This is a genomic window from Streptococcus sanguinis (genome assembly GCF_050222175.1).
GTDB lineage: Bacteria > Bacillota > Bacilli > Lactobacillales > Streptococcaceae > Streptococcus > Streptococcus sanguinis_M.
Genome location: NZ_CP071420.1, coordinates 798875 through 823643 on the forward strand (window position 1 = coordinate 798875; position 24769 = coordinate 823643).

Genomic DNA, 24769 nt, shown 5'->3' on the forward strand with positions numbered 1-24769 from the left:
TTAAAGATTCTTTTGAGGTAAAAATTTGCTATAATAGAAGCAGACAAATTTGAAGGGAGAAGACAATGTCAGTAAAGGTCAAAGACCTCTTAAAAATGTCTCGTCTGTCTCAGGAGTACGGAGATAAAGTTTTACTGGAGAAAGAAATTAAAACTTCAGATATTTCTCGGCCTGGACTTGAAATGACTGGATATTTTGATTTTTATACACCCGAGCGGATACAGCTGATTGGGATGAAAGAGTGGTCTTATCTGATGAAGATGAGCTCTCATAATCGCCATCAAGTACTGCTGAAAATGTTCCAGCCTGAGACGCCGGTGGTTATCATTGCTCGAAATTTAGAGATTCCTAAAGAAATGATTGATGCGGCTGATGAGAAGCAGGTTGCTATTCTTAGAAGCAAAGCCTCTACTAGCCGCTTGTCTGGAGAAATTTCCAGTTATCTTGATTCTCGTCTGGCTGAGAGGACCAGTGTTCATGGGGTTCTGATGGATATCTATGGCATGGGAGTTCTCATCCAAGGGGACAGTGGAATTGGTAAAAGTGAGACAGGACTTGAATTGGTTAAGCGTGGCCATCGTTTGGTTGCGGATGACCGAGTGGATATCTATGCCAAGGATGAAATGACCCTTTGGGGAGAGCCAGCTGAAATTCTGCGCCACCTATTGGAAATTCGTGGTGTTGGTATCATTGATGTCATGAGCTTATACGGAGCCAGTGCAGTCAAAGATTCTTCTCAAGTTCAGATAGCTGTTTATTTAGAGAATTACGATACTCAAAAAACTTTTGACCGTCTAGGTAATGATACAGAGGAGCTGGAGGTTGCCAGTGTCAGAATTCCACGTATTCGGATTCCTGTAAAGACTGGTCGCAATATCTCTGTCGTGATTGAGGCTGCGGCGATGAACTATCGAGCTAAGCAAATGGGCTATGATGCTACTAAGATCTTTGAAGAGCGCCTCACCGATTTAATTAGCCGGAATGAGGTGAAACATGATTGATCCAGTAGCTATCCAACTAGGGCCTATCAGTATTCGCTGGTATGCCATCTGTATTGTCACAGGCTTAGTATTAGCCGTTTATCTTGCCATGAAAGAGGCTCCGCGTCGGAAGATTATTCCTGATGATATTTTGGATTTTATCCTAGTAGCTTTTCCTGTAGCCATCGTGGGTGCCCGACTTTATTACGTGGCCTTTGAATGGGATTATTACGGTAAGAATCTGATAAAAATCATTGATTTTTGGAATGGCGGAATAGCAGGTATTGCCATTTACGGTGGGCTGATAGCTGGTGCTATCGTTCTCTACTTTTTCTGTCGGAGAAGGTTGATTCATCCAGTTGATTTTCTAGATATTGCAGCACCAAGTGTGATGATTGCCCAGAGTATTGGTCGCTGGGGAAATTTTGCCAACCATGAGGCCTATGGTGCGGCAGTTAAGAGTTTGGACTATCTGCCTAGCTTTATTCGGGAAAATATGTATATCGAGGGTAGCTATAGACAGCCAACCTTCCTCTATGAATCTGTATGGAATCTGATTGGTTTTATCTTGATTATTGTTCTCCGCCGTCGGCCTAAGTTGCTGAGACAGGGAGAAATCGCCGCCTTCTATCTGATTTGGTATGGATTTGGCCGGATGATTATTGAGGGTATGCGGACGGACAGTCTCATGTTTGCTGGTCTGCGTGTTTCCCAATGGCTGTCGCTGATTCTTATTTTTGTTGGAATCGGCATCATCATTTACCAAAGAAAAAAGCAAGCCCCTTATTATCAAGAATAAGAAATGCATAGAGCCGCTGACTCTTGTAAGAGATGTCTGCAATGAAAGGAGAGAAATATGATAATTGAAATTGCTTATGCTTTACTGGCGGTAGCCCTCATTATCTTCGTGATTTACTTGACGATTACTGTCAAAAATCTGGGCGAGAAAGCTGGTAAGATGCTAGATGAAACAGAAAATACTATCAAGGTCTTGACTTCTGATGTCAACGTGACCCTTCACCAAACCAATGATTTGCTGGCCAAGGTCAATGTCTTAACTGACGACATCAATCAAAAAGTCGCAACTATTGATCCTTTGTTTACAGCTGTGGCGGACTTATCTGAATCTGTTTCAGATTTAAACGTTCAGGCGCGTACGCTGAGTAAAAAAGCAGTGTCTGCTGGTAAGGGAACCGTCAAAACTACGGCTGGTTTATCTGCTTTGCGTTTTGCTTCAAAATTGTTTAAAAAATAAGAAAGAAGGTCTATTATGGGAAAATTTTCATCACTGTTATTGGGCGCCGTTACTGGTGCAGCTGCTGCTTATTTTCTGACCAGTAAGAAAGGAAAGGAAACGACAGATAAGGTTCGGGACTTTGTTAAGGAATACCAAGAAAATCCTGATGATATCCATGAAGCTGTCGTTCAGTCTGCTAAAGACTTTTCAAATCAAGCTGTTAGCGCAATTCAACAAACCAAAGAAAAGGTTGAGAAAGGCGAGATTACAACTGAAACAGTCATCGAATCTGTCAAAGAAACGACAAAATCAGTCGTGGACTACTCGCAGGATAAGTTTAACGAAATCAAAGAAAAATTTGATAAAGAAGAAAGTAACTTTGCAGAGGAAGAGCCTGTGATCTTCCAAGAGGAAGAAGAAGAACCTTCAGAAGAAATCATCATTGACTTCGGAGCAGAAGCGACAGAAGGACAAGAAGAAAAGGCTGTTGAAATAGACAGTCAAGAAGAAAAATAAAACAAAGAAGACTAGCAAAATTGCTAGTCTTCTTTGTTTACAAGAATGAAAAAAAGAACCGAGGACTTAAAGCGTCGTCGGTTTTTCTTATATTTTAAAATCGTAGAATCACAAGGTTGGTTTATTTGTTAGTTTGGCGTTTCTTTGCGAAAAGGCGATAAGATTGAATGCTAATCAGGCTGGAAGCAATGGCCAAAGTGAAGGACATAAATGTATTCATTTTTAAACTCAAAAATACAAAGCTAAACAAAACTGTCAAGACACAGAAAACAGCAATATTTAAGAAGAAAAAGAGTTCACTTAATCTTGGTGATGTTTCTGCTTCAGGTAAGTACTCTTGATAGAGTGGTGTTTGTTCAGATTCAATTTCTTGGTAGTAGTAGTCAGTTGGGTCATCATATTGTTGATATTTTCTTACGGGCATAATTCTCTCTCCTTACAGTACCCTCTAATTCTACCATTTTTTTGCAGTTCAAAATATTACAAAAAAGTTACAAAACGAATAAATTCGAATGAAAAACCACTCCTTTATATTTTTTTGCTATAATGGTTTTATGAAAAAGATAATTATTACAGCAACAGCTGAAAGTATAGAGCAAGTTGAGGAACTTTTGGAGGCAAATGTCGATCGAATTTATGTCGGAGAGAAAAATTATGGCCTTCGTTTACCTCATAATTTTAGTTTAGACGAATTAACTCGAATTTCTGACTTGGTTCACCAAGCAGGAAAAGAGTTGACCGTTGCAGTGAACGCGCTCATGCATCAGGAAATGATGGATAATATCAAGCCCTTCCTTGATTTTTTGCAGGAGATTGGGGCAGATTATATTACCGTTGGGGACGCTGGTGTTTTCTATGTGCTGCAGCGAGATGGCTACAAATTAAAAACCATTTACGACGCATCGACCATGGTTACCAGCAGCCGTCAGATTAACTTTTGGGCTAAGAATGCTGGAGTTTCAGAAGCTGTCTTGGCGCGTGAGATTCCTTCTGCAGAGCTTTTTAAGATGCCAGAGATTCTGGAAATTCCTGCTGAAGTCTTGGTTTACGGAGCTAGTGTCATCCATCACTCCAAGCGTCCTCTTTTGCAGAATTACTATAATTTTACTCATATCGATGATGAGAAGACGAGAGAACGGAATCTATTTCTAGCAGAACCAAGCGATCCGCAGAGTCATTATTCAATTTTTGAGGACAATCATGGTACTCATATTTTTGCCAATAATGACTTGGATTTGATGACCAAGCTGATAGAGTTGGTTGACCATGGATTCTGCCACTGGAAGTTGGAAGGTCTCTACACACCTGGCCACAACTTTGTCGAGATTGCTAAGATTTTTGTTGAGGCGAGAGATTTGATTGAAGCAGGCAAGTTTAGCTCAGATCAAGCCTTTGTGCTGGATGAGGCGATTCATAAACTACATCCGGAAAATCGTTTTCTCGATACAGGATTTTATGACTATGATCCCGATATGGTAAAATAAATTTAGAAACGAGAACTCTTTTTAGGAGTTCTTTTTTGAAAATAAAAATAAGATTTCTGAAACATGAGTAAAAAATTTATATTTCAAACTATTTTTGAATTAATTCGAATAATCTAAAAATTAGAATTGTGAAAATAATTCAAAGAACCTTGCTTTTAGGGGTAAATTACTATAAAATAATAAGGATTAGACATCAACACTTTTATATTGCAAATAGGAGAAAATGATGGCAAGAAAGTTAAAACGACCAGAGGTGTTGTCACCTGCTGGTACTTTGGAAAAGCTAAAAGTAGCTGTTCGATATGGAGCAGATGCTGTTTTTATTGGCGGACAAGCCTATGGTCTGCGCAGCCGAGCTGGCAATTTTACCTTTGAACAGATGGAAGAAGGGGTTCAGTTTGCGGCTCGTTATGGTGCTAAGGTCTATGTCGCGGCCAATATGGTCATGCACGAGGGAAATGAAGAGGGGGCTGGTGAGTGGTTCCGCCGTTTGCGAGACATCGGGATTGCGGCTGTCATTGTTTCAGATCCAGCTTTGATTGCTATCGCAGCATCAGAAGCACCTGGTCTAGAAATCCACCTATCGACTCAGGCTAGTGCGACTAACTATGAAACGCTTGAGTTTTGGAAGAACTTAGGACTAACTCGCGTTGTCCTAGCTCGCGAAGTTTCTATGGCTGAGCTGGCTGAAATTCGCCGACGGACTGACGTTGAAATAGAAGCCTTTGTTCATGGAGCAATGTGTATTTCCTACTCTGGACGCTGTACATTATCCAACCACATGAGTATGCGCGATGCCAATCGTGGAGGCTGCTCGCAATCCTGCCGTTGGAAATACGATCTCTACGATATGCCTTTTGGACAAGAACGTAAGAGTTTGAAGGGGGAAGTTCCAGAAGAATTTTCTATGTCCGCAGTTGATATGTCCATGATTGATCGCATACCAGATATGATTGAAAATGGAGTGGATAGCTTGAAGATTGAGGGACGGATGAAGTCTATTCATTACGTTTCTACGGTGACTAACTGCTATAAAGCGGCAGTTAATGCTTATCTAGAAAGTCCTGAAAAGTTTGAAGCTATCAAGCAGGATCTGGTAGATGAGATGTGGAAGGTTGCTCAACGTGAATTGGCCACAGGATTTTACTATCATACTCCAACAGAGAATGAGCAGCTGTTCGGGGCGCGTCGTAAGATTCCAGAATACAAATTTGTGGCAGAAGTAGTAGCCTATGACGCAGACAGTCAGACAGCGACTATTCGTCAGCGTAATGTTATTCATGAAGGGGATCAGGTTGAGTTTTACGGACCAGGCTTCCGTCATTTTGAAACCTTTATCACAGACCTTCGTGATGCTGATGGTAACAAAATTGATCGGGCTCCTAATCCGATGGAGCTTCTGACCATTCACTTGGAGCAGCCAGTAGAGGCTGGCGATATGGTGCGGGCTCGAAAGGAAGGCTTGATTAATCTTTATAAGGAAGATGGTACTAGCGTGACCATCCGAGCTTAATCTTATATTCATAGATGGCTTTTTAATCTAAAAGCCATTTTTATGAATAGAGGTTATCAGAGAGGAAATAGCATGATTCAGGTTTACGGAGATATTCTTGATGAGGAGACTCGCTGCCAGCATTATCACAGTGAGAGAGATATCATAGCTCTTAAGTGCTTTGCTTGTCAGAAATACTATCCTTGCTTTCTCTGTCATGACCGCTACGAAGACCATTCTTTTATGGCCTATCCTGTGAGTCGGTCAGAAGATCGAGTAGTCCTTTGCGGCCATTGCAGGACTGAGCTGACTATTTCTCAGTACCTTGGCTGTGAGGATACCTGCCCTTTCTGCGCTCATTCTTTTAATCCTGGATGCAAGAAGCATCGATCAATTTATTTTCAGACAAATAAATAACTCTTCCATCCAGCTGGATGGAAGAGCTATCTTTTGAAACGACGATTGGTGATGCGAATGTCTTTCTTTTGGGCTTCACGGATATTATTGGGTACGAGACTGATTCGCTTTATGTCCTGCACGCGGATAATAGTGGTCATACTTTTCTTGAAATTCTTGATAATCAGCTGCAGGCGCTCGCGATCGTATTTGACAATATCGCCGGTGAAGCTTTTATCCAGAAAGATAACGTGGACACCAGATTGTTTACGCAGAGCTAACTCGATGGTACGCAGGATGCGGCCGCTGTCCTCTGGTCCTTGTTCATTCTTTTTGCCACTGATAAATTCGTTGGCTCTTTGCAAAATCATTTCGAGATATTTTTTCATAGCTAAAATCTCCATAACTTGTTACAATATATTATATAACAAAATTCCCTAAATTGTAAATTCTTTTACGAATTATTAATTGGAAAATAAAACAAGAGGTGAAATATGGCTGAATTTACATTCGAAATCGAAGAAAAACTTCTGGTCTTGTCTGAAAATGACAAGGGCTGGACCAAGGAACTTAATCGCGTTAGCTTTAACGGAGCGCCAGCTAAGTATGATATTCGGACTTGGAGTCCAGACCACAGCAAAATGGGCAAGGGAATTACACTTTCTAATGAAGAATTCCAAGTTCTCGTGGATGCATTTAAAAACTGATAGAGAAAGCTTTATCAGTTTTTTCTATTTCTCTGAAAAGTAGGGATGAAATTTCAGACTCTTAAAAATAGGAATGCTGATAATGGTGATGGCAACCATTTTTAGCAAGTCAGGCAGGATAAAAGGAGTTAGGCCAACCGCGACCGACTTAGAGAAATCAAATCCTCCCAAGAAATGCAGTCCTAGGATACCACCGACAAAGACGAGAGCGTCACCCAATACATTGGCTATAAAAATCATATAGAAAGGACTGTCCTTATGAGTCAGACTGGATGTCACAAGCGCAAAGAGTAAGTAGAACCAGAGATAGCCGGCGCTAGGGCCAAAGAGAGCCTGAAAACCACCGCTTCCTCCAGCAAAGACCGGCAGACCAATAGCTCCCAGCAGTAGATAAATAAAGACTGACAAAACAGCTTCGCGAGGTTTGAAAATCGTTGCAATCAAACCGACAGCAAAAGTCTGCAGCGTGATAGGAACGGGGCCAATGGAAATAGTTAATTGGGATAGGACAGCTAGGAAGGCAGCTCCGATAGCTGGGAGGGCAAGAAGAAATGCTTTGTTCTTGTTCATAAATAGTAAACCTCTTTTTAATTTTATGGTAACTATTTTAAAAGCTAAATAAAAAAAAGTCAAGTCCTTCTTAATCGGACGAGACAATTATACAGACAGATTCTTATTTTCGTTTCTTGCTTCTGATGAGCAAGATGAAGAAGGCGATAAGACCAAAAATATTAAAGAAAAGGATGCCCAAGGCCGCAAGAAGTTTTTTTGTTTTACTCATCAGTTTTCCTCATTTCTGGATTGCTTTGTACTATCATATCAAAATTTTCAATGTTTGAATAGGCTTCATTAGAAAAATTAGCTATAGCTTTAAACTATATTATTTTCAATAAAAAAGGATTATCTAAAAGAGCTATAAAGAATTGCAGCAGCACACTTTGATTGATATAATAATGCAAAAGTAAATAAGAGTTTTTGCTAGAGGTGTGGGTGCGTAATCAACATCTTCCCAAAGCAAGACTGACTAGATTGGAGAAGGCTATGACAGATTTATTAAAAATTTATCAGGAACTACAGGAGAAAAAATGGGTTAACTTGTCCCATCAGATTAGGGAAGACAGTCCGCATTTTCCAGCTCTGCCTGCCTTGGAGAAGAAGGACATTTTCACTTTGAAAGACGGTTTTCATGTTCAGCAGTTTTCTGTAGTTGGCCAATACGGGACTCATATTGATGCTCCGATTCACTTTGTGGAGGGTGGTCGCTGGTTGGAAGAGATTGAACTAAAAGATCTTTTCCTGCCTTTGGTGGTTATTGATAAGTCTAAGGAAGTAGCAGAAAATCCAGACTTTATTCTGGCCAAGCAGGATATTTTAGATTTTGAAGCGGAGCACGGGCAGATTGAGACAGGAACGTTTGTTGCTTTTCGCTCAGACTGGTCCAAGCGTTGGCCGAGTCAATCAGCTATGCGCAATCTGGATGATCAGGAGATTCAGCATACTCCTGGGTGGGGACGAGATGCTCTAGAGTTCCTTATCCATGAGCGTGGTGTCAAGGCGGTAGGTCACGAAACTTTTGATACAGATGCGGGTATTCCTACAGCGGAGCATGGGCTGCTCAATGAATACTATCTTTTGGAGCAGGACATTTATCAGCTAGAAGTTATGACCAATCTGGATCAGCTGCCGGCTAAAGGTGCTCTCATCTCGATTAGTTTTCCCAACTGGCATCAAGCCAGCGGTTCACCAGTTAGAGCTGTAGCTATTTTACCATAAAGAAAAAGGAGTCTGAGATTTCATTTCAGGCTCCTTGTCTCATATAATAACTAATAAAAAAATCGCTTTTTATAATCTTTGGAATTTCTTGATGGATATTTCAAAGGAATATCAAATGAAGCTGAAATAGCTAAAATTTACAATCTTACAAAAATGTAAGATTCGTCTGTAAAATGAAAGATTAGGTTATGGAACGGTCATCATCTTTATTATAAAATGGTAGCAGAAGTCAAAAAGAGGCTGGAATACCAAACCTCTTCTGATTTTGAATTTTTTATCGCATGGTCACGAATTCTTCGGAACCTGTCGGGTGAATAGCAACTGTAGCATCAAAGTCAGCCTTGGTAGCGCCCATCTTGATAGCAACAGCGAAACCTTGAATCATCTCGTCTACTCCGTAGCCAATGCCGTGTAGGCCAACGACCTTTTCATCCTCACCGGCAGTGATAAGCTTGAACTTGGCCTGTTGGCGGTGTTGGGTGACAGCCGAATACATGGATGTGAAGCTAGATGTGTAAACGTGGATATTTTCAGCTCCGTAAGTCTTAATAGCCTCTACCTCAGTTAGGCCGACTGTTCCAATAGCGGGATGGGAGAAGACGACAGTTGGAATAGTTGAGTAGTCCATCTTAGCATTTGTTTTGCCATTGAAGAGACGTTCAGACAGAGTTCGTCCAGCCTTGATGGCAACAGGAGTTAATTCTTTTTCACCAGTTACATCGCCTAGAGCATAGATGCCAGGAACCACAGTGTTTTGATACTCATCTACAGCGATGAAGCCACGTTCATTGAGAGTGACGCCAGCTGCTTCCAGATTGAGGTCTTGAACATTAGGCTTACGGCCGATTGCCCAGATAACATGCTGGGCTGTGTGGCTGCTGCCATCTTCAAAGTAGAGCTTGAGCTGACCATCAGGAAGTTTTTCCAGCTTTTGTGGAATCTTATGGGTATGAAGCTGGAGTCCAGAGTTTTCCATTTCTTGGAGCAAACCGTCAATCAGATAGCTGTCAAAGTTGCGCAGTGGTCGATCCTTACGGACAAAAAGGTCTGTTTTAACTCCTAGAGCATGGAGCACGCCGGCTAGCTCAACTGCTATATAGCCTGCTCCGACAATGGCAACAGATTCAGGTAATTCTTCCCAAGCAAAGACATCGTCAGAATTTTCTCCGTAGCCTGCGCCAGGGATATTTGGGATAGCAGCATGAGCACCTGTTGCGATGACAATGTGCTTGGCGCGAATAAGCTCACCGTTGACTTGGACAGTGTTTGCATCTACAAAGCGGGCACGTCCTTCGATCAGCTCAACACCATTCCGCTTGAAGCTACCGTCGTAGGATGAACGTGCTCGGTCAATATAAGCTTCGCGATTTTTCCGAAGGGTAGCAAAATCAAAAGTTTGATTATCAGAAGTAAAGCCGTAGTCTAGTCCATAATGCTGGATAGCTTCAGCTATTTGGGCTCCGTACCACATAATCTTCTTTGGGACACAGCCGACATTGACACAGGTGCCACCCAGTTTCTTTTCTTCAATAACGGCAACCTTGGCACCGTATTCGCCGGCCCGATTCATGGTAGCAATTCCCCCGCTGCCACCGCCAATAGCAATCATATCAAATTCTTTCATTTTGTTAGAATCTCCTTCTATTATATGAGGTAATTGTACCTTTTTTAGCAGGTGAATGCAATAATCTGCTACGGATTTTAGTGGAGTGACTATCTGAGATAAAATAGCAACCATTTGTGAAAAACTGTAAATTTTTTTAGAAGAATTATGATAGCCTTGTGATATAATATAACAAAAGAAAATCGTTTTCATCAAGAGGAGGAAAAGAGATGAAAAAGTTAAAGAAATGGCAATTATTTAGTATTATTGGAGCTGCGATTGCAGTTGTTGCAGGAGCAATTCTCTTCATGTTTCTAAATGGAGGGAATCCTTCTGAGGCACCAATCGATACGACTCCCTTAGTTCAAAAGGCCAAGGAAGGCTCAGTGGCTTCTTCAGTCTTACTGACAGGAAATGTCACAGCCAGCAATGAGCAGTACATCTACTATGACAGCACCAAGGGTGACTTGGAAAATGTACTGGTCAATGTCGGTGACCAAGTGACAGCCGGTCAAGCATTGGTTACTTATAAAAGTGCAGAGGCTCAGGCTGCTTATGATGCAGCTGCTCGGGCGGTTAGCAAAGCCGATCGTCAATTGCATGACTTGCAAACCAATGGTGTGACTGTAAATACGACTGGCGACGAAGAAGCAGATGGTGCGTCTGAAGCTCAGGCTCAGCGTTCTGTAGAGTCTCAAGCAGCTGACCTGCGCGATGCTCGAGCTGATGCAGTGGATAATATGAACAAAGCACAAGCTACTCTCAATGCTTTAACAGTGACCAGTACAGCAGATGGTACGGTCGTAGAAGTCAACCGCGATGTTTCAAAATCAACAACAGGTGCTACTCAAACCTTGGTTCACATCGTCAGCAATGGTAATCTGCAGATTAAGGGTGAATTATCCGAATACAACCTGGCTAACTTGTCTGTAGGTCAAGAAGTGACCATTACATCAAAGGTTTACCCAGATAAGAAATGGACTGGTAAAATTAGCTACATTTCCAACTATCCAAAAGACGGCCAGCAGGCAGCAGCTCAGCCATCTGGAACAGGTGGCAGCGGAACAGCTTCAGGTTCTAAATATCCATTTACAATTGACATTACCAGCGAGATTGGCGAACTCAAGCAAGGTTTCTCTGTCAATATTGAAGTTAAAAACAATACTCAGGGACTCATTGTACCAGTCAGCAGTGTGGTAATGGACGGAGATAAAAACTATGTTTGGGTTCTGGAAAAAGGAGTTGCTAAGAAGACAGAAGTAACGCTCGGAAATGCTGATGCTGAAAATCAAGAAATCTCATCTGGTTTGACAAAGGATAGTAAAGTTATCATCAATCCGACAGATAGCTTGAAAGACGGTCAAGAGGTGAAATCTTATGAAGAAGCTAATTGAGTTAAAAAATATTAATAAGAACTATCGCAATGGAGACCAGGAACTGCAGGTATTAAAAGACATCAGTTTGGAGGTTGAAGAGGGCGAGTTTGTTGCCATCATGGGACCGTCTGGATCTGGTAAGTCTACTTTGATGAATATCATTGGGATGCTGGATCGTCCGACCACTGGTGAATACCATCTAGGAAGCGAAGAAGTCGCTAAGCTAGGTGATAAGAAGCTGGCCAAGGTTCGAAATAAGCAAATCGGCTTTGTCTTTCAGCAGTTCTTTCTCTTGTCTAAGCTTAATGCCTTGCAAAATGTGGAACTGCCCTTGATCTATGCAGGTGTCGGTCTATCTAAGCGCAAGTCCTTGGCCGAGCAGTTTCTGACCAAGGTGGAGCTGGACACGCGGATGCATCACCTGCCTTCAGAGCTTTCCGGAGGACAGAAGCAGCGGGTAGCCATTGCGCGTGCTTTGGTCAATAATCCCTCTTTGATTCTGGCTGACGAACCAACAGGAGCCTTGGATACTAAGACTGGTGAGCAGATTATGGAGCTCTTAACTGAGCTCAATCGAGAAGGGAAAACCATTATCATGGTGACCCACGAGCCTGAGATTGCTGCCTATGCCAAACGGCAGATTGTCATTCGTGACGGTATTATCTCATCTGATAGCGCTAAGGAAGGAGGGCTAGCCTAATGCAAAACTGGAAATTTGCCATTAGCTCCATTCTTGGACACAAGATGCGGTCTTTCCTGACCATGATTGGGATTATTATCGGAGTGGCTTCGGTTGTGGTTATCATGGCCTTAGGAGATTCTATTACCCGGCGGGTCAATGAGAGTTTTACCAAAAGTCAGAAAAATATGCGCCTCGTCTTTTCTCCTAAAAAGAGCAAGGACGGCTCCTACACACAGACGGCTGATCTCTATTCAGTAAATGTAGAAGATGAAAGCGAGGAAGTGGTGGAACCACCCAAGGCCCAGGAAGCCTGGGTTAAGGAATTGACCCATATCAAGGGAGTGGATGGTTATTATGTGACCAACTCTGCTATGGAAACCTTTAGCTATGAAAATAAGCAGGCTGAGCGCGTCAACTTTGTCGGCGCAAACATGACCTATATTCAGGTGAAAAAATACAAAATCATTGCTGGTCGCGCTCTGAGGCAGCAAGACTATCAAGGCTTTGCCAGTGTTGTGCTGCTGGACGAAAATCTGGCTGCGACTCTCTTTTCTTCCGCTGAAGAAGCAATCAATAAAATTGTGACAGTGGGTGCCAGTAACTATCGGGTGATTGGGGTTTATAGAGATCCTGAAACTGCTGCTGCATCTGGCTCCATGCAGGTCTATGGTGGTAATGCCATTACGACGAATACTCTCATAGCAGCAAACTTTGGAGTAGATGAAATTTCAGAGATTGTTCTTCGAGTGAATGATACAAGCTTAGTTCCAGAACTTGGCCCTAAGGTTGCCAAGAAATTAACAGAAATTGCGGGACTCCAACAGGGAGAATATCAAGTGACAGATGATAGTGCCCTCTATCAGGAAGTGCAAAATATTTATGGTGCAATGACGGGTGTTATCGGAGCCATCGCCGGAATCTCTCTCTTTGTTGGAGGTATCGGCGTTATGAATATCATGCTGGTATCGGTCACTGAGCGGACTCGGGAAATCGGTCTGCGGAAGGCTCTGGGAGCAACGCGTGGCAATATACTGATGCAATTTCTGATTGAGTCTATGATTTTGACACTGATTGGTGGGTTGATTGGACTGGTTCTAGCTGCGGGACTTGCGTCTGTACTAGGCTCGGCCATGAGTCAAATGCTGGAAGGAACTCCAGTGACGGTATCACTCACGGTCAGCATCGTTAGCCTTCTCTTCTCAGCAACCATCGGTGTTCTCTTCGGAATCTTACCGGCCAATAAAGCATCCAAATTGGATCCAATTGAAGCACTGAGGTATGAATAGTACAACAAAAAGTCTGGTTTCCCAGACTTTTTTATGATGTAAAAAATCCCGCTGGAATTCCAGCAGGATTTGTTTTCTTAAGATTGTATAAAATACAGATTATTTCATCGTTGGGAAGAGCAGGACATCTCGAATGGTAGTTACATCTGTTAGTAACATAACCAGACGATCGATACCGATTCCTAGGCCTCCAGTTGGTGGCATACCGTATTCCAGAGCTTCGACAAAGTCATAGTCAATGCCAGTTGCTTCGTCATCGCCCAGTTCTTTGGCTTTTGCCTGTGCTTCAAAACGAGATAATTGATCGATTGGATCGTTCAACTCTGTGAAGGCGTTGGCATACTCTTTGGTCATGATGAAGAGCTCGAAACGGTCCGTGAAGCGTGGATCTTCTGGATTTTTCTTAGCCAGAGGTGATACTGCTACAGGGTGACCGTAGACAAAGGTTGGCTGAATCAAGGTTTCTTCCACAAATTCTTCAAAGAAAGCATTGATAACATGACCAACTTCGGTGAAGTGCTTTTCAAGCGGAACTTTCTTTTCCTGAGCCAAGGCAACAGCTTCTTCAAAACTCATATCTTGCCAGAAGTCAACACCAGTAATTTCCTTGATGGCGTCAACCATGTGAACGCGTTTAAATGGTTCATTGATCTTGATTTCAGTTCCTTGGTAGTTGACCGGTCCATCTCCATTGACAGAAACAGCAGCGTGTTGGATAATGCCTTCAGTCAAGTCCATGATATCTTGGAAATCTGCATAGGCTTGGTAAACCTCGATGGAAGTGAACTCTGGATTGTGAGTTGCGTCCATCCCTTCGTTACGGAAAATACGGCCAATCTCATAAACTCGCTCCATACCGCCAACGATAAGACGTTTAAGGTGAAGCTCGGTTGCAATCCGTAGCACCATGTCAATATTTTGGGCATTGTGGTGGGTAATAAATGGACGGGCAGCAGCACCGCCTGCTTCGTTGTGGAGAACAGGAGTTTCAACTTCAAGGAAACCTTGCCCATCTAAGTAACGGCGGATTTCTGAGATGATTTTTGAACGAGTCACAAAGCGTTCAAAGCTTTCACGGTTGGAAATTAAATCCAAATAACGCTTGCGGTAGATGGTTTCGACATCTGTCAGGCCGTGGAATTTTTCAGGTAGGGGACGCAGAGCCTTAGACAAATGAGTAAGGTGGGTTGCCTTGATAGAAAGCTCCCCCATATCCGTCCGCATAATCTCACCTTCGATACCGAGGAAATCCCCTAAGTCCGCCTTTTTGAAGATTTCATAATTTTCTTCACCAACAGCATCTTTACGAACATAAATCTGGATTTGGCCTTCACGGTCTTGGATGTGGGCAAAGCCAACCTTTCCTTTGCCGCGCTTGGTCATGAGACGGCCAGCTATAATAGCTGTTTCATTGAGTTCGTTTAATTCTTCTTTATCTTTATCGTTGTATTTTTCTTTCAGTTGAGCAGAGTTAGCAGTCCGCTCAAAGCGTTTGCCAAAAGGGTCAATTCCCTGCTCAGCCAGCGCAGCCATTTTTTCACGACGGATAATCTGCTGGTCGTTTAATTCCTCAATATGTTCAGTAGTCATGTTTTTCCTCCAAAAGTTTTCCTACCTATTTTATCACAAAAGATAGGGAAATTCATCTATATTTGGCTATAAAGTAAGAAAAAAAGCTAGAAATCCAGCCTTAATTTTCTGCCTTTTCAAGCAAGTAATCCGTATTATTCCAAGTGATCAGCTCAAAATTCTCAAAGTCTTCTGTTTCAAGGATGGTGATGCTGGCGTTGGTCAGACCTCCATTCTTGCGCAGGAGAGGTGTGTCATAGCCCAGCATGGTTCGAATGCTGGCGGTTAAGTTAGCACCGTGCCCGACAATGAGCACTTGTTCGTAGTTCTTGTCCTTTAAGGTCTTGATAAAGGAAATGGTCCGGTGGGTCGTATGGTAGACTGACTCAGCGTCAAAAAACGTATGATTAAATTGCGAAAGGTTGTGGCGGAAGGCAGTCATCTGGTGCGGATAGATGGCTTCTATGGTAGAGATTTTTGCGCCTTCCAGTTTTCCCAACTGCCATTCTCGCAGTTCAGGTACTGATACGATTTTAGTCGGAAACTGGCTTTCTTCTTGAATAATTTCAGCAGAGCGAACGGCACGTGGGAGATCGCTGCTGTAAATCTTGTCAAATTGTGTCTGAGCCAGATGTTTTCCTAGGTTATGCAGTTCTTCAACGGCGGTTGGCAGCAGTGGCGAATCACCGCTGGCTCCCTGAAAGCGGCCTTCCTGATTCCATTCCGTTCTTCCGTGTCGGACAAAGTATAATTTCATAGTGGTTGATGTTTCTTTCTTATTAGAGTTTATTGAGATATTAGGTGCAGTATTGAAGAATTATGAGCTAGTATTTTCTTTGAGGTCTGCAAAGTCAGCTTGAACAAAATCCGCCAAATCTTGAGCCTTGATTTCGATACTGCGGCCGACTTCGCCGGCAGAAACGATAATGCTATCTCGCTCTAAAGCTGACTGGTCGATATAGATTGGAAAGTTGTGCTTTTGACGGATACCGACAGGATTGTTGGCTCCGTGGACATAGCCCGTTGTCTTTTCCAAGTCTTTCTGAGGAATCATGCTTACTTTTTTATTGCCGGAAATCTTGGCCATTTTCTTTTCAGACAAATGTTCTGTGATAGGCAGGATACCGATTAGTGTGCCAGTCTTGTCTCCTGTCAAGGCCAAGGTTTTATAAATCTGCGAACGGTCCAAACCATCGACTGGGTGTTCTGCTAAGGCATTTAACTGCAGGCCTTTATGTTCAATCTTAGCCTTGCTTAAAATTTGCTCGACCAGTGTTTTTTTGATTTTTGTTTTTTTAGCCATTAGTGTATCTCTCTTCTAATTGTGACATCCAGAGTCCCAGCCAGGTTCCCAGACCGAAGAAAAAGGCTGCAAGGACAAGTGTCAATATAGAAACTCCATGATAGCTAATGCTTTCACTGTTTCCTGCTTGTGGCACTACAATGAGAAGTGTACTGGATAGAACAATGCCAATGATAAAGTGATAGACACGAGAGTAGTAGTTTTTCAAAATATGATCCATGAGCTTAGAGAAGAGAATCAGTGCTAAGGCGCCTCCGATTCCGATAGGAAGAAAGGTTCCCAAGAGATCCAGTTTGCGAAAGCCATTCAGCATAGGGGCATAGAGTCCTAAAATCAGGAGAAGGTTGGACGGACTGAGTCCGGGAATCAAAATGCCCAGTGCAATCAAAGCTCCTGCTAAGATAAAAGAGAGGAAGTTGGCTGGCAAGGTGCCGACCATACCGTTTAGGGAATAAAGAAAAATTCCTGAGACGATGAGGCTGACCCAGAAAACGAGAATATCAATCCGATCACGCTCACTTTTAGCAACAGACTCTTTAATAAGACTAGGAACAGTCCCAATAATGGCTCCAGCAAATCCCCAAAGGACAATCACTTTGTAGTTGTCCAGCAGCAGATTGACAGGATAGGAGAAAGCCGCTATTCCTAAAATCATTCCGATTCCAACTGGTATGAAATAGAGAACATTTTCGACAAAGTTTTCTTTTAAATGTGCTAAAAAATGAATCAGGCGCTCGTAAATACCTAAGATAGCTGCTAAAACACCGCCTGAAACTCCCGGCAAAATAAAGCCAAGTGCAATGACCATTCCTTTGAAAATTCTATTCAACCAAGAAATCATTGTATTTTCCTTTTCTAATTTCATTTATCAAATCATTATATCATAAAATATAGGCTTTATTAAGAGGAAACGGCTGGAAATTTCCTATTTTGTGACAATAAAAAAACGACAGCAGTCTTTGAGACTTGAGCTGTCGCTCTGAGCTATTGACTTTCTTTAGGAACTGTAAATAGCTTTTGATAAGTAGCTGTCTGGTCTTTCAAGGTTGACAGCTGGTTCAAATCAAGATAATGGGAGAAACCAGTCAGCTGACCTTGTGATGTGTACTGATGCAAGTCATAATCTTGCTCCGTATTTGGCGCAGCATTGTAGTAGCCGTCGTCATTACCATAAGTCGGAATCCAAATTGCTGTGAACTTATCGGTAGAGATGCTATGCTCCTCCATAAAATAAGTTCCAATATAGATACCAATATTTTTAACACCAAGTGACTCTAGCTTGGCACGGAAAGCTTCAACTCCCTCGTTCATGTCAGACATGGTCTTTTCTTCGACGTCCAGCCAATAATAGGTTGGATGGTACTTGGCAGAAGCCTTGTAGAAACTTTCGGCTTCTTTTTCCATTTCCTTTTTGCTATTGGCGGCCACATAGGCATAGACAGCGACAGGGATGTTGCGCTTTTGAAATTCTTTGATATGTCTTTCATAAGACTTGTCCAGACCATTCAGATGGGTTGCTGCGTTTTCTTTTTTGGCCTGCGCTCCACTATGAACACGGACAATTACCCCCGAAACATTCTGTGCGAGTAAGTCGTAATTAATCTCACTTGGCAGCTGCCAGCCAGAAATGTCAATGATTGGTCTGGAAATAAACTCTTCATCCAAGGACGAATCTTCAGATGTTTCCTCTTTTTTTGAGGAACTTGGAGTCTGTTTAGTTTGTGAAATTTTTGCCTGTGCTTGCTTTTCCTGAGAGTCAGTAATTTGTTTGCTTATCAAAATAAAAGTGATAAAAGAAGCAAAGAAAATTAGGATTGCAAGCGGTTTAATCCTCTTCCTCATACTGGTTTATTTTAACTTAAAACAAATAAAAAAGCAAAAAATATCCCCAGAATTGCTAGAAAATGAATAAAATGTAATATAATTGAAATATTATAAAGCAAAAACAAGAGCTTAGCTAAGCTGTGGAAGATGAATTGCCGTTGGCTAAATCGTTTTGCTTTTTCCTACTTTTTATAATAGCTTTTGAATGAGCTCTTCTATCTTTTTGGGAGAAGTTTGTGGAGAGAAGCGTTTGATGACTGTTCCGTCTCGGCTGACCAGAAACTTTGTGAAATTCCATTTAATCTTCTCACCCAGAAGGCCGCTTTTTTCTTTTTTGAGCCAGTCAAAGAGTGGAGCAGTATGAGGGCCATTGACCTCGATCTTAGCAAATCGGGGAAAGGTCGTTCCGTAGTTAAGGCTGCAAAAGCTATTGATTTCTGCAGCGTCTCCAGGAGCCTGCTGGCCAAACTGATTGCAGGGGAAATCCAGGATTTCAAATCCGTCTTTCTGATAGCGCTCATAGAGTTCCTGCAGTTCTTGATACTGAGGAGTGAAGCCGCAGCCGGTCGCTGTATTGACAATCAGCAGAATCTTTCCTTTATAATCACTCATTTTTTGCAGACTTCCGTCTTGTTTTTGGATTTCGATATCATAAATGTCTGTCATGTTCTCCTCCTTTGTTTGCTTTCTATCTTATCACAATTTTATGTAAAAGATAGAAAGCAAGGCTATATTGTTCCAGTCTCTGCACTAATGCTTTTTTTTCAATCCAAAAGGTGGTATAATGAGAATTGAATTTTTAGAAGTTTAATGGTGAAATATGAAAATTGACAAGAAGCACTTGTTGAATTATTCCATCTTGATTCCCTATTTGATTTTATCTGTTTTGGGATTGATTGTGGTCTATTCAACGACGAGTCCTACCTCGATTCAGGCCGGAGGAAATGGTTTTGGCATGGTCTTGAATCAGGGGATTTTTTGGGTAATAAGTCTCTTTATAATTGCGCTCCTATATAGAATCCGCTTGGGTTTCCTGAAAAAAGGAGGCATCCTGACTATAGTTATCTTTGCTGAGATTATCCTCTTGCTTTTATCTCGTTTTATAACAGGGACTATTAACGGCGCCCATGGTTGGCTCAAGCTTGGAGCTTTCAGTATTCAGCCTGCGGAGTATTTGAAGATTATTCTGGTCTGGTATTTAGCTTTTCGCTTCACAAAGAGGCAGGAGGAGATAAAGGTCTATGACTACCAAGCCCTGACCCATAACCATTGGTTTCCTAAAGCCTTTAACGACTGGCGGACCATGGTGGCTATTCTGATTGGGATTGTAGCGATTATGCCTGACCTTGGAAATGCGACTATTCTATTTTTGACCGTCGTAATAATGATAGCTGTCAGCGGGATTGGCTATCGATGGTTTTCTACGATGCTGGGAGCCATTGTCAGTGTTTCGGGATTGGTTTTAACTAGCATTTGGATAATTGGGGTTGAGCGCGTGGCTAAGATTCCAGTCTTTGGGTATGTGGCCAAGCGTTTCAGCGCTTTCTTCAATCCCTTCAAGGATTTGTCTGGCTCTGGCCACCAATTGGCTAATTCCTACTATGCTATGAGTAATGGCGGCTGGTTTGGTCTAGGCTTGGGTAACTCTATTGAGAAGCGCGGTTATCTGCCGGAAGCTCATACGGACTTTGTATTTTCTATCGTGATAGAGGAGTTTGGTTTCTTTGGTGCCAGTCTGATTCTGGCCTTGCTCTTTTTCCTAATTTTGAGAATTATCTTGGTAGGGATTCGGGCTAAGAATCCATTTAACTCCATGATGGCTTTGGGAATCGGCGGTATGATACTCATGCAGACCTTCATCAATATCGGTGGAATTTCAGGTCTCATTCCTTCTACAGGAGTAACCTTCCCCTTCCTATCGCAAGGAGGGAACAGTCTTCTGGTCTTGTCAGTAGCCATCGCCTTGGTACTCAATATTGATGCCAACGAGCGCCGTGATGCCCTCTATGAACAGATGGAAGCGGAGGCGCAAGACCAGTCTGAGGAAGCTTAATCGCAGTTAGTGTGAACAGTTGTTGTAAAAATGAAAGGTGCAGATTATGTCATTTAACAAATTAGAAAGCTACAGCAATAAAGAAGTGATTCGAGAAGAAGTCGCCATTTTGACAGACTTGCTTGCCGACATTACTCGGAATCTTCTCAACCCTGAGACCTTTGAAAAAATCTCCCTCATGGAAGAGTTGGCTGTCAACTCCAAATATCATGAGCTAAAAGCGATTGTAGAAGAACTGACGACGGATGAAATGGTTTATATTTCTCGTTATTTCTCTATTTTGCCGCTTTTGATTAATATCTCAGAAGACGTGGACTTAGCTTATGAAATCAACCACCAGAACAATATTAATCAAGATTATCTTGGGAAACTGTCAACAACTATTGACTTGATTTCAACGCGGGAAAATGCTCAGGAAATTCTGGAAAACCTGAATGTTGTGCCAGTACTGACAGCTCACCCGACGCAAGTTCAGCGCAAGACTATTCTGGACTTAACCAATCATATCCATAGTTTGCTGCGCCAGCACCGAGATGTTAAAGCAGGCTTGGTAAATGAGAAGAAGTGGCTAGGAAATCTCCGCCGCTATATTGAGCTCATGATGCAGACGGATATGATCCGTGAGAAAAAGCTGAAAGTGACCAATGAGATTACCAATGTCATGGAGTACTATAACAGCTCTTTCCTGCAAGCAATCACCAACTTTATGGTCGAATACAGACGCTTGGCAGAAGAGCGCGGTATCAAGCTGGATAATCCTAAGCCTATTACCATGGGCATGTGGATTGGTGGTGACCGAGATGGCAATCCTTTTGTAACCGCAGAAACCCTTAAACTGTCAGCCACCCTCCAGAGTGAAGTCATTCTCAACTATTACATTGACAAGGTTTATACACTCTATCGCACCTTTTCGCTCTCGACCAACCTCTCAGAAACCAGTCAGGCAGTAGCAGAAATGGCAGCTCTGTCTACAGACAAGTCTGTTTATCGGGAAAATGAGCCTTACCGCCGTGCTTTTCACTATATCCAGTCCAAGCTGATTCAAACCTTGCTTTACCTAAAAGAAGGCAATTTCTCAAATGATGGTCAGCGATTGACTGACCGAGCTGAGGAAAAATTTTCTGCGAAGGCTAACCTTTCTGTCAGCAATAAAGGAAGAGAAATCATTCCTAACTATATCCAGTCTCGTATCAGCGAGACCTTGACTGAGCTGAAGAAAGAGGAGACACCTTCTTACAAAACAGCTCAGGAATTCAAGGAAGACTTGCAGGTCATTTATGATTCTCTTATCGAACATCATGGCGAAGCCTTGGTAAATGGGGACTTGACTGAACTTCTCCAAGCGGTTGATGTTTTTGGCTTTTTCTTGGCCAGCATTGATATGCGGCAGGATTCCAGCGTTCATGAGGCCTGTGTGGCTGAGCTCTTGGCTTCAGCTAATATTGTTCAAGATTATAGTAGTCTGTCTGAGGAAGAGAAGTGCCAAGTACTGCTCAAGCAGCTGCTTGAAGATCCTCGTATCCTATCAGCTACTCACGAGCCTAAGTCTGAACTCCTGCAAAAAGAACTGGAGATTTTCAAAACAGCCCGTCAGCTAAAAGATGCCATTGGTGAGGAAGTCATTAAGCAGAATATTATCTCTCACTCGACCAGTGTATCAGATCTACTTGAGTTGGCTATTATGCTTAAGGAAGTAGGGCTGATTGATGAAAACGGAGCACGTGTCCAGATTGTTCCGCTCTTTGAAACCATTGAGGATTTGGACAATTCCTGCGATACTATGGAGAAATACCTATCTCTGCCAATTGCGCAGAAGTGGATTGCCTCTAAGGATAATTACCAGGAAATCATGCTGGGCTATTCAGACAGTAATAAGGACGGTGGCTACCTATCTTCTTGCTGGACTCTCTATAAGGCTCAACAGCAGCTGACAGCTATCGGTGATAAGTTTGGCGTGAAAATCACCTTCTTCCATGGCCGGGGTGGTACGGTGGGACGCGGTGGCGGCCCAACCTATGAAGCAATCACATCTCAGCCACTCCGCAGTATCAATGACCGGATCCGTCTGACTGAGCAAGGCGAAGTTATTGGAAATAAATATGGAAACAAAGACGCAGCCTACTATAACTTGGAAATGCTGGTGTCTGCTGCCATTAACCGCATGGTAACTCATAAGAAGAGCGATAGCCATACTTCTGATAAATATGAGCGAATCATGGACCAAGTAGTCAATCGCAGTTATCAGATTTACCGTGATTTGGTCTTTGGTGACGAGCGTTTTTACGATTATTTCTTTGAATCCAGCCCTATCAAGGCTATCTCTAGCTTTAATATCGGTTCTCGTCCAGCTGCCCGTAAAACCATCACTGAAATCGGTGGCCTCAGGGCGATTCCATGGGTCTTCTCATGGTCTCAAAGTCGGGTTATGTTCCCAGGCTGGTATGGTGTCGGGTCGAGTTTCAAGGAATTCATTGATGAAGACCCAGAAAATAACTTAGCCTTTCTGCAATTTATGTATAAGAGATGGCCGTTCTTCAAGTCACTCTTATCAAATGTAGACATGGTTCTGTCTAAGTCAAATATGAATATCGCTTTTGAGTATGCGCAGCTTTGTGAAGATCAGAATGTGCGAGATATTTTCAATATTATCTTGGATGAGTGGCAGCTAACTAAGGATGTCATTCTAGAGATTGAAGGTCATGATGAGCTCCTAGCAGAAAACACATATCTGAGAGATAGCTTGCACTATCGTATGCCTTACTTTAATGTTTTGAACTATATCCAGCTAGAACTGATCAAGCGTCAGCGAAATGGCCAGCTCACACCTGATCAAGAAAAGCTGATTCACATCACCATCAACGGTATTGCGACTGGTCTGAGAAACTCTGGCTAATACAAAGAGAAAATCGGAATTGTTCCGGTTTTTTCTATTTTTGTAACCAAAGGGCTACTTAATTCGTTATACTAGTGAAGGAGGGGGTGAGCTTATCAAACTAGATGAATATGAAACAATCTTGATAGGCTTTGCTCGCGAGATTGTCTCCTATCTGCAGAAGTCAGGGGCTTCTAAAGTGGAAGCAGAAGATGTAGTTCAGGACGTTTTTGTCAAGATGTTGGAAACAGAGGTTATTATTCCGGCGGAAAAGATGCGAGCTTGGATGTATCGAGTTTCCATCCGGCGCTATATCGACAGATATAGGAGAGATAAGCATTATTTGGAGATTTTGCGAAAAGAATTTTTTGGAAAAGATCTTGTCAATCCCTTTGAAAATGAAGATTATGAGCTGCTAAGAAGTATGATAGAAGATCTGCCACTCAAGGAAGCCACGCTTTTAGAACTCTATTATTTTCAAGATTTCACGGTCAAGGAGATTGCCCAAATCATGTCTTACTCAGTTAGCAAGGTCAAGATTCAGCTGATGCGCAGTCGTGCTAAACTCCGAAAGGAGCTGGAAAAGAAAGGATATCGAAATGGAAACATTTGAAAATGTTGCAAAGAAAAGCAGAAGAAAAAGAATCTGGAAGACAGTCGCTATTAGCTCCGTTGTATCTTTAGTTCTCTTAGGTCTTCTAGGAAAGGGGCTGGCAGAATTAACCTCTGGTAACGGACGAGACTTACAAAAACAGTACGAAGTTATGTCCGAAATCGCCTATCCTAATGTTGACTATGATAGTCTTTACCACACTCAAACTTCCTTTTTTTCAGGGACCTTACGTTCCGATCGTTTCAAGGATTTAGATGGAGTGAAGGTGGCTTATCCTTCCTATGAGGGAAACTATTCACTCATAGGTGCTTTTAGAGATCCGACTGCGGAAGGGACTTATTTGTCTCTCTCAGGAACCTATACGCGAACCTTGCGTCAAAAATATCCTGTCTTCTATAATATCAATGCCAAAGGGACAAAGGATAGTAATTCTATGCCTAAAGAGTTGGCTTCTGTCAAAGAAATGCCGAATCAATTGGTGGAAGTAGCTTTGACTTTTGATAAGCCTTATACCTATAAGGAAATCCAGCAGATGATACCGAACAATCTCAAAATCAACTGGTACTGGATTGGCAGTCAGTCAGAAGATAGTGAAAATGGTATTGAACTGTATTCTGATCCCAAGCTGACCTATGGAGCTAACGCTAGTCTTCTCTTTACTTATGATTCAGATGTTAGGAAGAAGGCAAAAGAGGCTAAGAAAGAGCAGCAGACTTTCTTGGATTATCTGAAAAAGGCAGATAAAAATCTTTTCCCAAGTGTTAGTGGGTACAACATGTACAATGAGGTTGAGTCCTATCTCAAGAAATTTGGTCAGCTAGATATTCGTGAAGCAGAAAATCGGGATCAATTGACCTTTTCTGGTATTATTCTGACTGGGAAAGCTGAGAATTTCAGCCAATTAGAAGGGAAAGAATGGATTGCTGCTTCGAGTATTGGTGCTTCCGTTTCCAATCAGCCTTACTATCAGTTAGACAAGGAATAATTCACAAAAAAATGCTAA

Annotated in this window: 26 protein-coding genes; 16 read left to right on the forward strand and 10 right to left on the reverse strand. The window is 42.3% G+C overall.

What is annotated here, in order from left to right:
• The first annotated feature begins 65 nt into the window (after positions 1-65).
• From hprK to J1C91_RS04090, 4 genes are read left to right on the forward strand one after another with little or no spacing between them, the layout of a single operon-like run.
• Entirely contained in the window at positions 66-1001 is a 936-nt protein-coding gene (gene hprK, locus J1C91_RS04075; protein ID WP_002909313.1) for an HPr(Ser) kinase/phosphatase, read from the forward strand.
• Entirely contained in the window at positions 994-1779 is a 786-nt protein-coding gene (gene lgt, locus J1C91_RS04080) for a prolipoprotein diacylglyceryl transferase (protein WP_002909314.1), read from the forward strand. Before hprK ends, lgt begins: the two co-directional genes overlap by 8 nt.
• A gap of 57 nt (positions 1780-1836) precedes the next feature.
• Positions 1837-2235 (forward strand): DUF948 domain-containing protein, encoded by a 399-nt coding sequence (locus J1C91_RS04085; protein WP_002897219.1) that lies wholly within the window; start codon positions 1837-1839, stop codon positions 2233-2235.
• 15 nt (positions 2236-2250) lie between these two features.
• Positions 2251-2733, forward strand: coding sequence for a YtxH domain-containing protein (locus tag J1C91_RS04090; protein ID WP_125438139.1), 483 nt, complete (start codon positions 2251-2253; stop codon positions 2731-2733).
• Positions 2734-2854: 121 nt separating this feature from the next.
• On the opposite strand, the gene J1C91_RS04095 is transcribed toward J1C91_RS04090, so the two are convergent.
• A complete protein-coding gene (locus J1C91_RS04095) occupies positions 2855-3157 on the reverse strand; it encodes a DUF3270 domain-containing protein (RefSeq protein ID WP_002909318.1) in 303 nt (100 codons plus the stop codon).
• A 130-nt stretch (positions 3158-3287) separates the two neighbouring features.
• Between J1C91_RS04095 and J1C91_RS04100 the strand changes: the two genes are divergently transcribed.
• The 3 genes from J1C91_RS04100 to J1C91_RS04110 all read left to right on the forward strand — a co-directional run bounded on the left by J1C91_RS04100 (position 3288) and on the right by J1C91_RS04110 (position 6126).
• Positions 3288-4217, forward strand: coding sequence for a peptidase U32 family protein (locus J1C91_RS04100; RefSeq protein ID WP_032912411.1), 930 nt, complete (start codon positions 3288-3290; stop codon positions 4215-4217).
• Between the two features lie 226 nt (positions 4218-4443).
• Positions 4444-5730, forward strand: a complete 1287-nt coding sequence (locus J1C91_RS04105; protein ID WP_032912412.1) for a peptidase U32 family protein — start codon at positions 4444-4446, stop codon at positions 5728-5730.
• A gap of 72 nt (positions 5731-5802) precedes the next feature.
• Positions 5803-6126 carry a CHY zinc finger protein gene (locus tag J1C91_RS04110; RefSeq protein WP_032912414.1) on the forward strand — a complete coding sequence of 108 codons (324 nt, stop codon included), beginning with the start codon at positions 5803-5805 and terminating at the stop codon, positions 6124-6126.
• 26 nt (positions 6127-6152) lie between these two features.
• Here the strand turns inward: J1C91_RS04110 and J1C91_RS04115 are convergent, their stop codons facing one another.
• Complete coding sequence (locus J1C91_RS04115; RefSeq protein ID WP_002899965.1) at positions 6153-6509, reverse strand: hypothetical protein; 357 nt, start codon at positions 6507-6509, stop codon at positions 6153-6155.
• A 90-nt stretch (positions 6510-6599) separates the two neighbouring features.
• Between J1C91_RS04115 and J1C91_RS04120 the strand changes: the two genes are divergently transcribed.
• The gene (locus tag J1C91_RS04120) at positions 6600-6812 is read left to right on the forward strand and encodes a YdbC family protein (protein ID WP_002897227.1); all 213 of its coding nucleotides are present in this window, start codon (positions 6600-6602) and stop codon (positions 6810-6812) included.
• A 24-nt stretch (positions 6813-6836) separates the two neighbouring features.
• On the opposite strand, the gene J1C91_RS04125 is transcribed toward J1C91_RS04120, so the two are convergent.
• Entirely contained in the window at positions 6837-7382 is a 546-nt protein-coding gene (locus J1C91_RS04125) for a biotin transporter BioY (protein ID WP_032912415.1), read from the reverse strand.
• Between the two features lie 471 nt (positions 7383-7853).
• On the opposite strand from J1C91_RS04125, the gene J1C91_RS04130 reads away from it, so the two are divergent.
• Positions 7854-8585 carry a cyclase family protein gene (locus tag J1C91_RS04130; RefSeq protein WP_032912416.1) on the forward strand — a complete coding sequence of 244 codons (732 nt, stop codon included), beginning with the start codon at positions 7854-7856 and terminating at the stop codon, positions 8583-8585.
• 274 nt (positions 8586-8859) lie between these two features.
• On the opposite strand, the gene gorA is transcribed toward J1C91_RS04130, so the two are convergent.
• A complete protein-coding gene (gene gorA, locus J1C91_RS04135) occupies positions 8860-10209 on the reverse strand; it encodes a glutathione-disulfide reductase (RefSeq protein WP_185761308.1) in 1350 nt (449 codons plus the stop codon).
• A gap of 209 nt (positions 10210-10418) precedes the next feature.
• Here gorA and J1C91_RS04140 point away from each other — a divergent pair, with 209 nt between their 5' ends.
• From J1C91_RS04140 to J1C91_RS04150, 3 genes are read left to right on the forward strand one after another with little or no spacing between them, the layout of a single operon-like run.
• Positions 10419-11582 (forward strand): efflux RND transporter periplasmic adaptor subunit, encoded by a 1164-nt coding sequence (locus J1C91_RS04140; protein ID WP_002897231.1) that lies wholly within the window; start codon positions 10419-10421, stop codon positions 11580-11582.
• On the forward strand, positions 11566-12264 hold the full coding sequence (locus J1C91_RS04145; protein WP_002909326.1) for an ABC transporter ATP-binding protein: 699 nt from the start codon (positions 11566-11568) through the stop codon (positions 12262-12264). The genes J1C91_RS04140 and J1C91_RS04145 overlap by 17 nt, the downstream gene beginning before the upstream one ends.
• Positions 12264-13532 (forward strand): ABC transporter permease, encoded by a 1269-nt coding sequence (locus tag J1C91_RS04150; protein ID WP_002909328.1) that lies wholly within the window; start codon positions 12264-12266, stop codon positions 13530-13532. The genes J1C91_RS04145 and J1C91_RS04150 overlap by 1 nt, the downstream gene beginning before the upstream one ends.
• 99 nt (positions 13533-13631) lie before the next feature.
• Here the strand turns inward: J1C91_RS04150 and lysS are convergent, their stop codons facing one another.
• From lysS to J1C91_RS04180, 6 genes are all read right to left on the reverse strand, one after another.
• A complete protein-coding gene (gene lysS / locus J1C91_RS04155) occupies positions 13632-15122 on the reverse strand; it encodes a lysine--tRNA ligase (protein ID WP_002909329.1) in 1491 nt (496 codons plus the stop codon).
• Positions 15123-15222: 100 nt separating this feature from the next.
• A complete protein-coding gene (locus tag J1C91_RS04160) occupies positions 15223-15858 on the reverse strand; it encodes a histidine phosphatase family protein (RefSeq protein ID WP_002909330.1) in 636 nt (211 codons plus the stop codon).
• A gap of 60 nt (positions 15859-15918) precedes the next feature.
• Positions 15919-16404: an aminoacyl-tRNA deacylase gene (locus J1C91_RS04165; protein ID WP_002909331.1), complete on the reverse strand. Its 486-nt coding sequence runs from the start codon at positions 16402-16404 to the stop codon at positions 15919-15921.
• A complete protein-coding gene (locus tag J1C91_RS04170) occupies positions 16397-17245 on the reverse strand; it encodes a DUF368 domain-containing protein (protein ID WP_032912420.1) in 849 nt (282 codons plus the stop codon). The genes J1C91_RS04165 and J1C91_RS04170 overlap by 8 nt, the downstream gene beginning before the upstream one ends.
• Before the next feature lie 143 nt (positions 17246-17388).
• Positions 17389-18246, reverse strand: a complete 858-nt coding sequence (locus J1C91_RS04175) for a glycoside hydrolase family 25 protein (RefSeq protein WP_002909334.1) — start codon at positions 18244-18246, stop codon at positions 17389-17391.
• 171 nt (positions 18247-18417) lie between these two features.
• Entirely contained in the window at positions 18418-18894 is a 477-nt protein-coding gene (locus tag J1C91_RS04180) for a glutathione peroxidase (RefSeq protein WP_002909335.1), read from the reverse strand.
• Between the two features lie 154 nt (positions 18895-19048).
• Between J1C91_RS04180 and ftsW the strand changes: the two genes are divergently transcribed.
• The 4 genes from ftsW to J1C91_RS04200 all read left to right on the forward strand — a co-directional run bounded on the left by ftsW (position 19049) and on the right by J1C91_RS04200 (position 24751).
• Positions 19049-20281, forward strand: a complete 1233-nt coding sequence (gene ftsW, locus J1C91_RS04185) for a cell division peptidoglycan polymerase FtsW (protein ID WP_002903126.1) — start codon at positions 19049-19051, stop codon at positions 20279-20281.
• Between the two features lie 46 nt (positions 20282-20327).
• Positions 20328-23174: a phosphoenolpyruvate carboxylase gene (gene ppc, locus J1C91_RS04190; RefSeq protein ID WP_002909336.1), complete on the forward strand. Its 2847-nt coding sequence runs from the start codon at positions 20328-20330 to the stop codon at positions 23172-23174.
• 121 nt (positions 23175-23295) lie between these two features.
• Entirely contained in the window at positions 23296-23766 is a 471-nt protein-coding gene (locus J1C91_RS04195; protein ID WP_002909338.1) for an RNA polymerase sigma factor, read from the forward strand.
• The gene (locus tag J1C91_RS04200; protein WP_002909339.1) at positions 23753-24751 is read left to right on the forward strand and encodes an anti sigma factor C-terminal domain-containing protein; all 999 of its coding nucleotides are present in this window, start codon (positions 23753-23755) and stop codon (positions 24749-24751) included. The genes J1C91_RS04195 and J1C91_RS04200 overlap by 14 nt, the downstream gene beginning before the upstream one ends.
• Positions 24752-24769 lie beyond the last annotated feature (18 nt).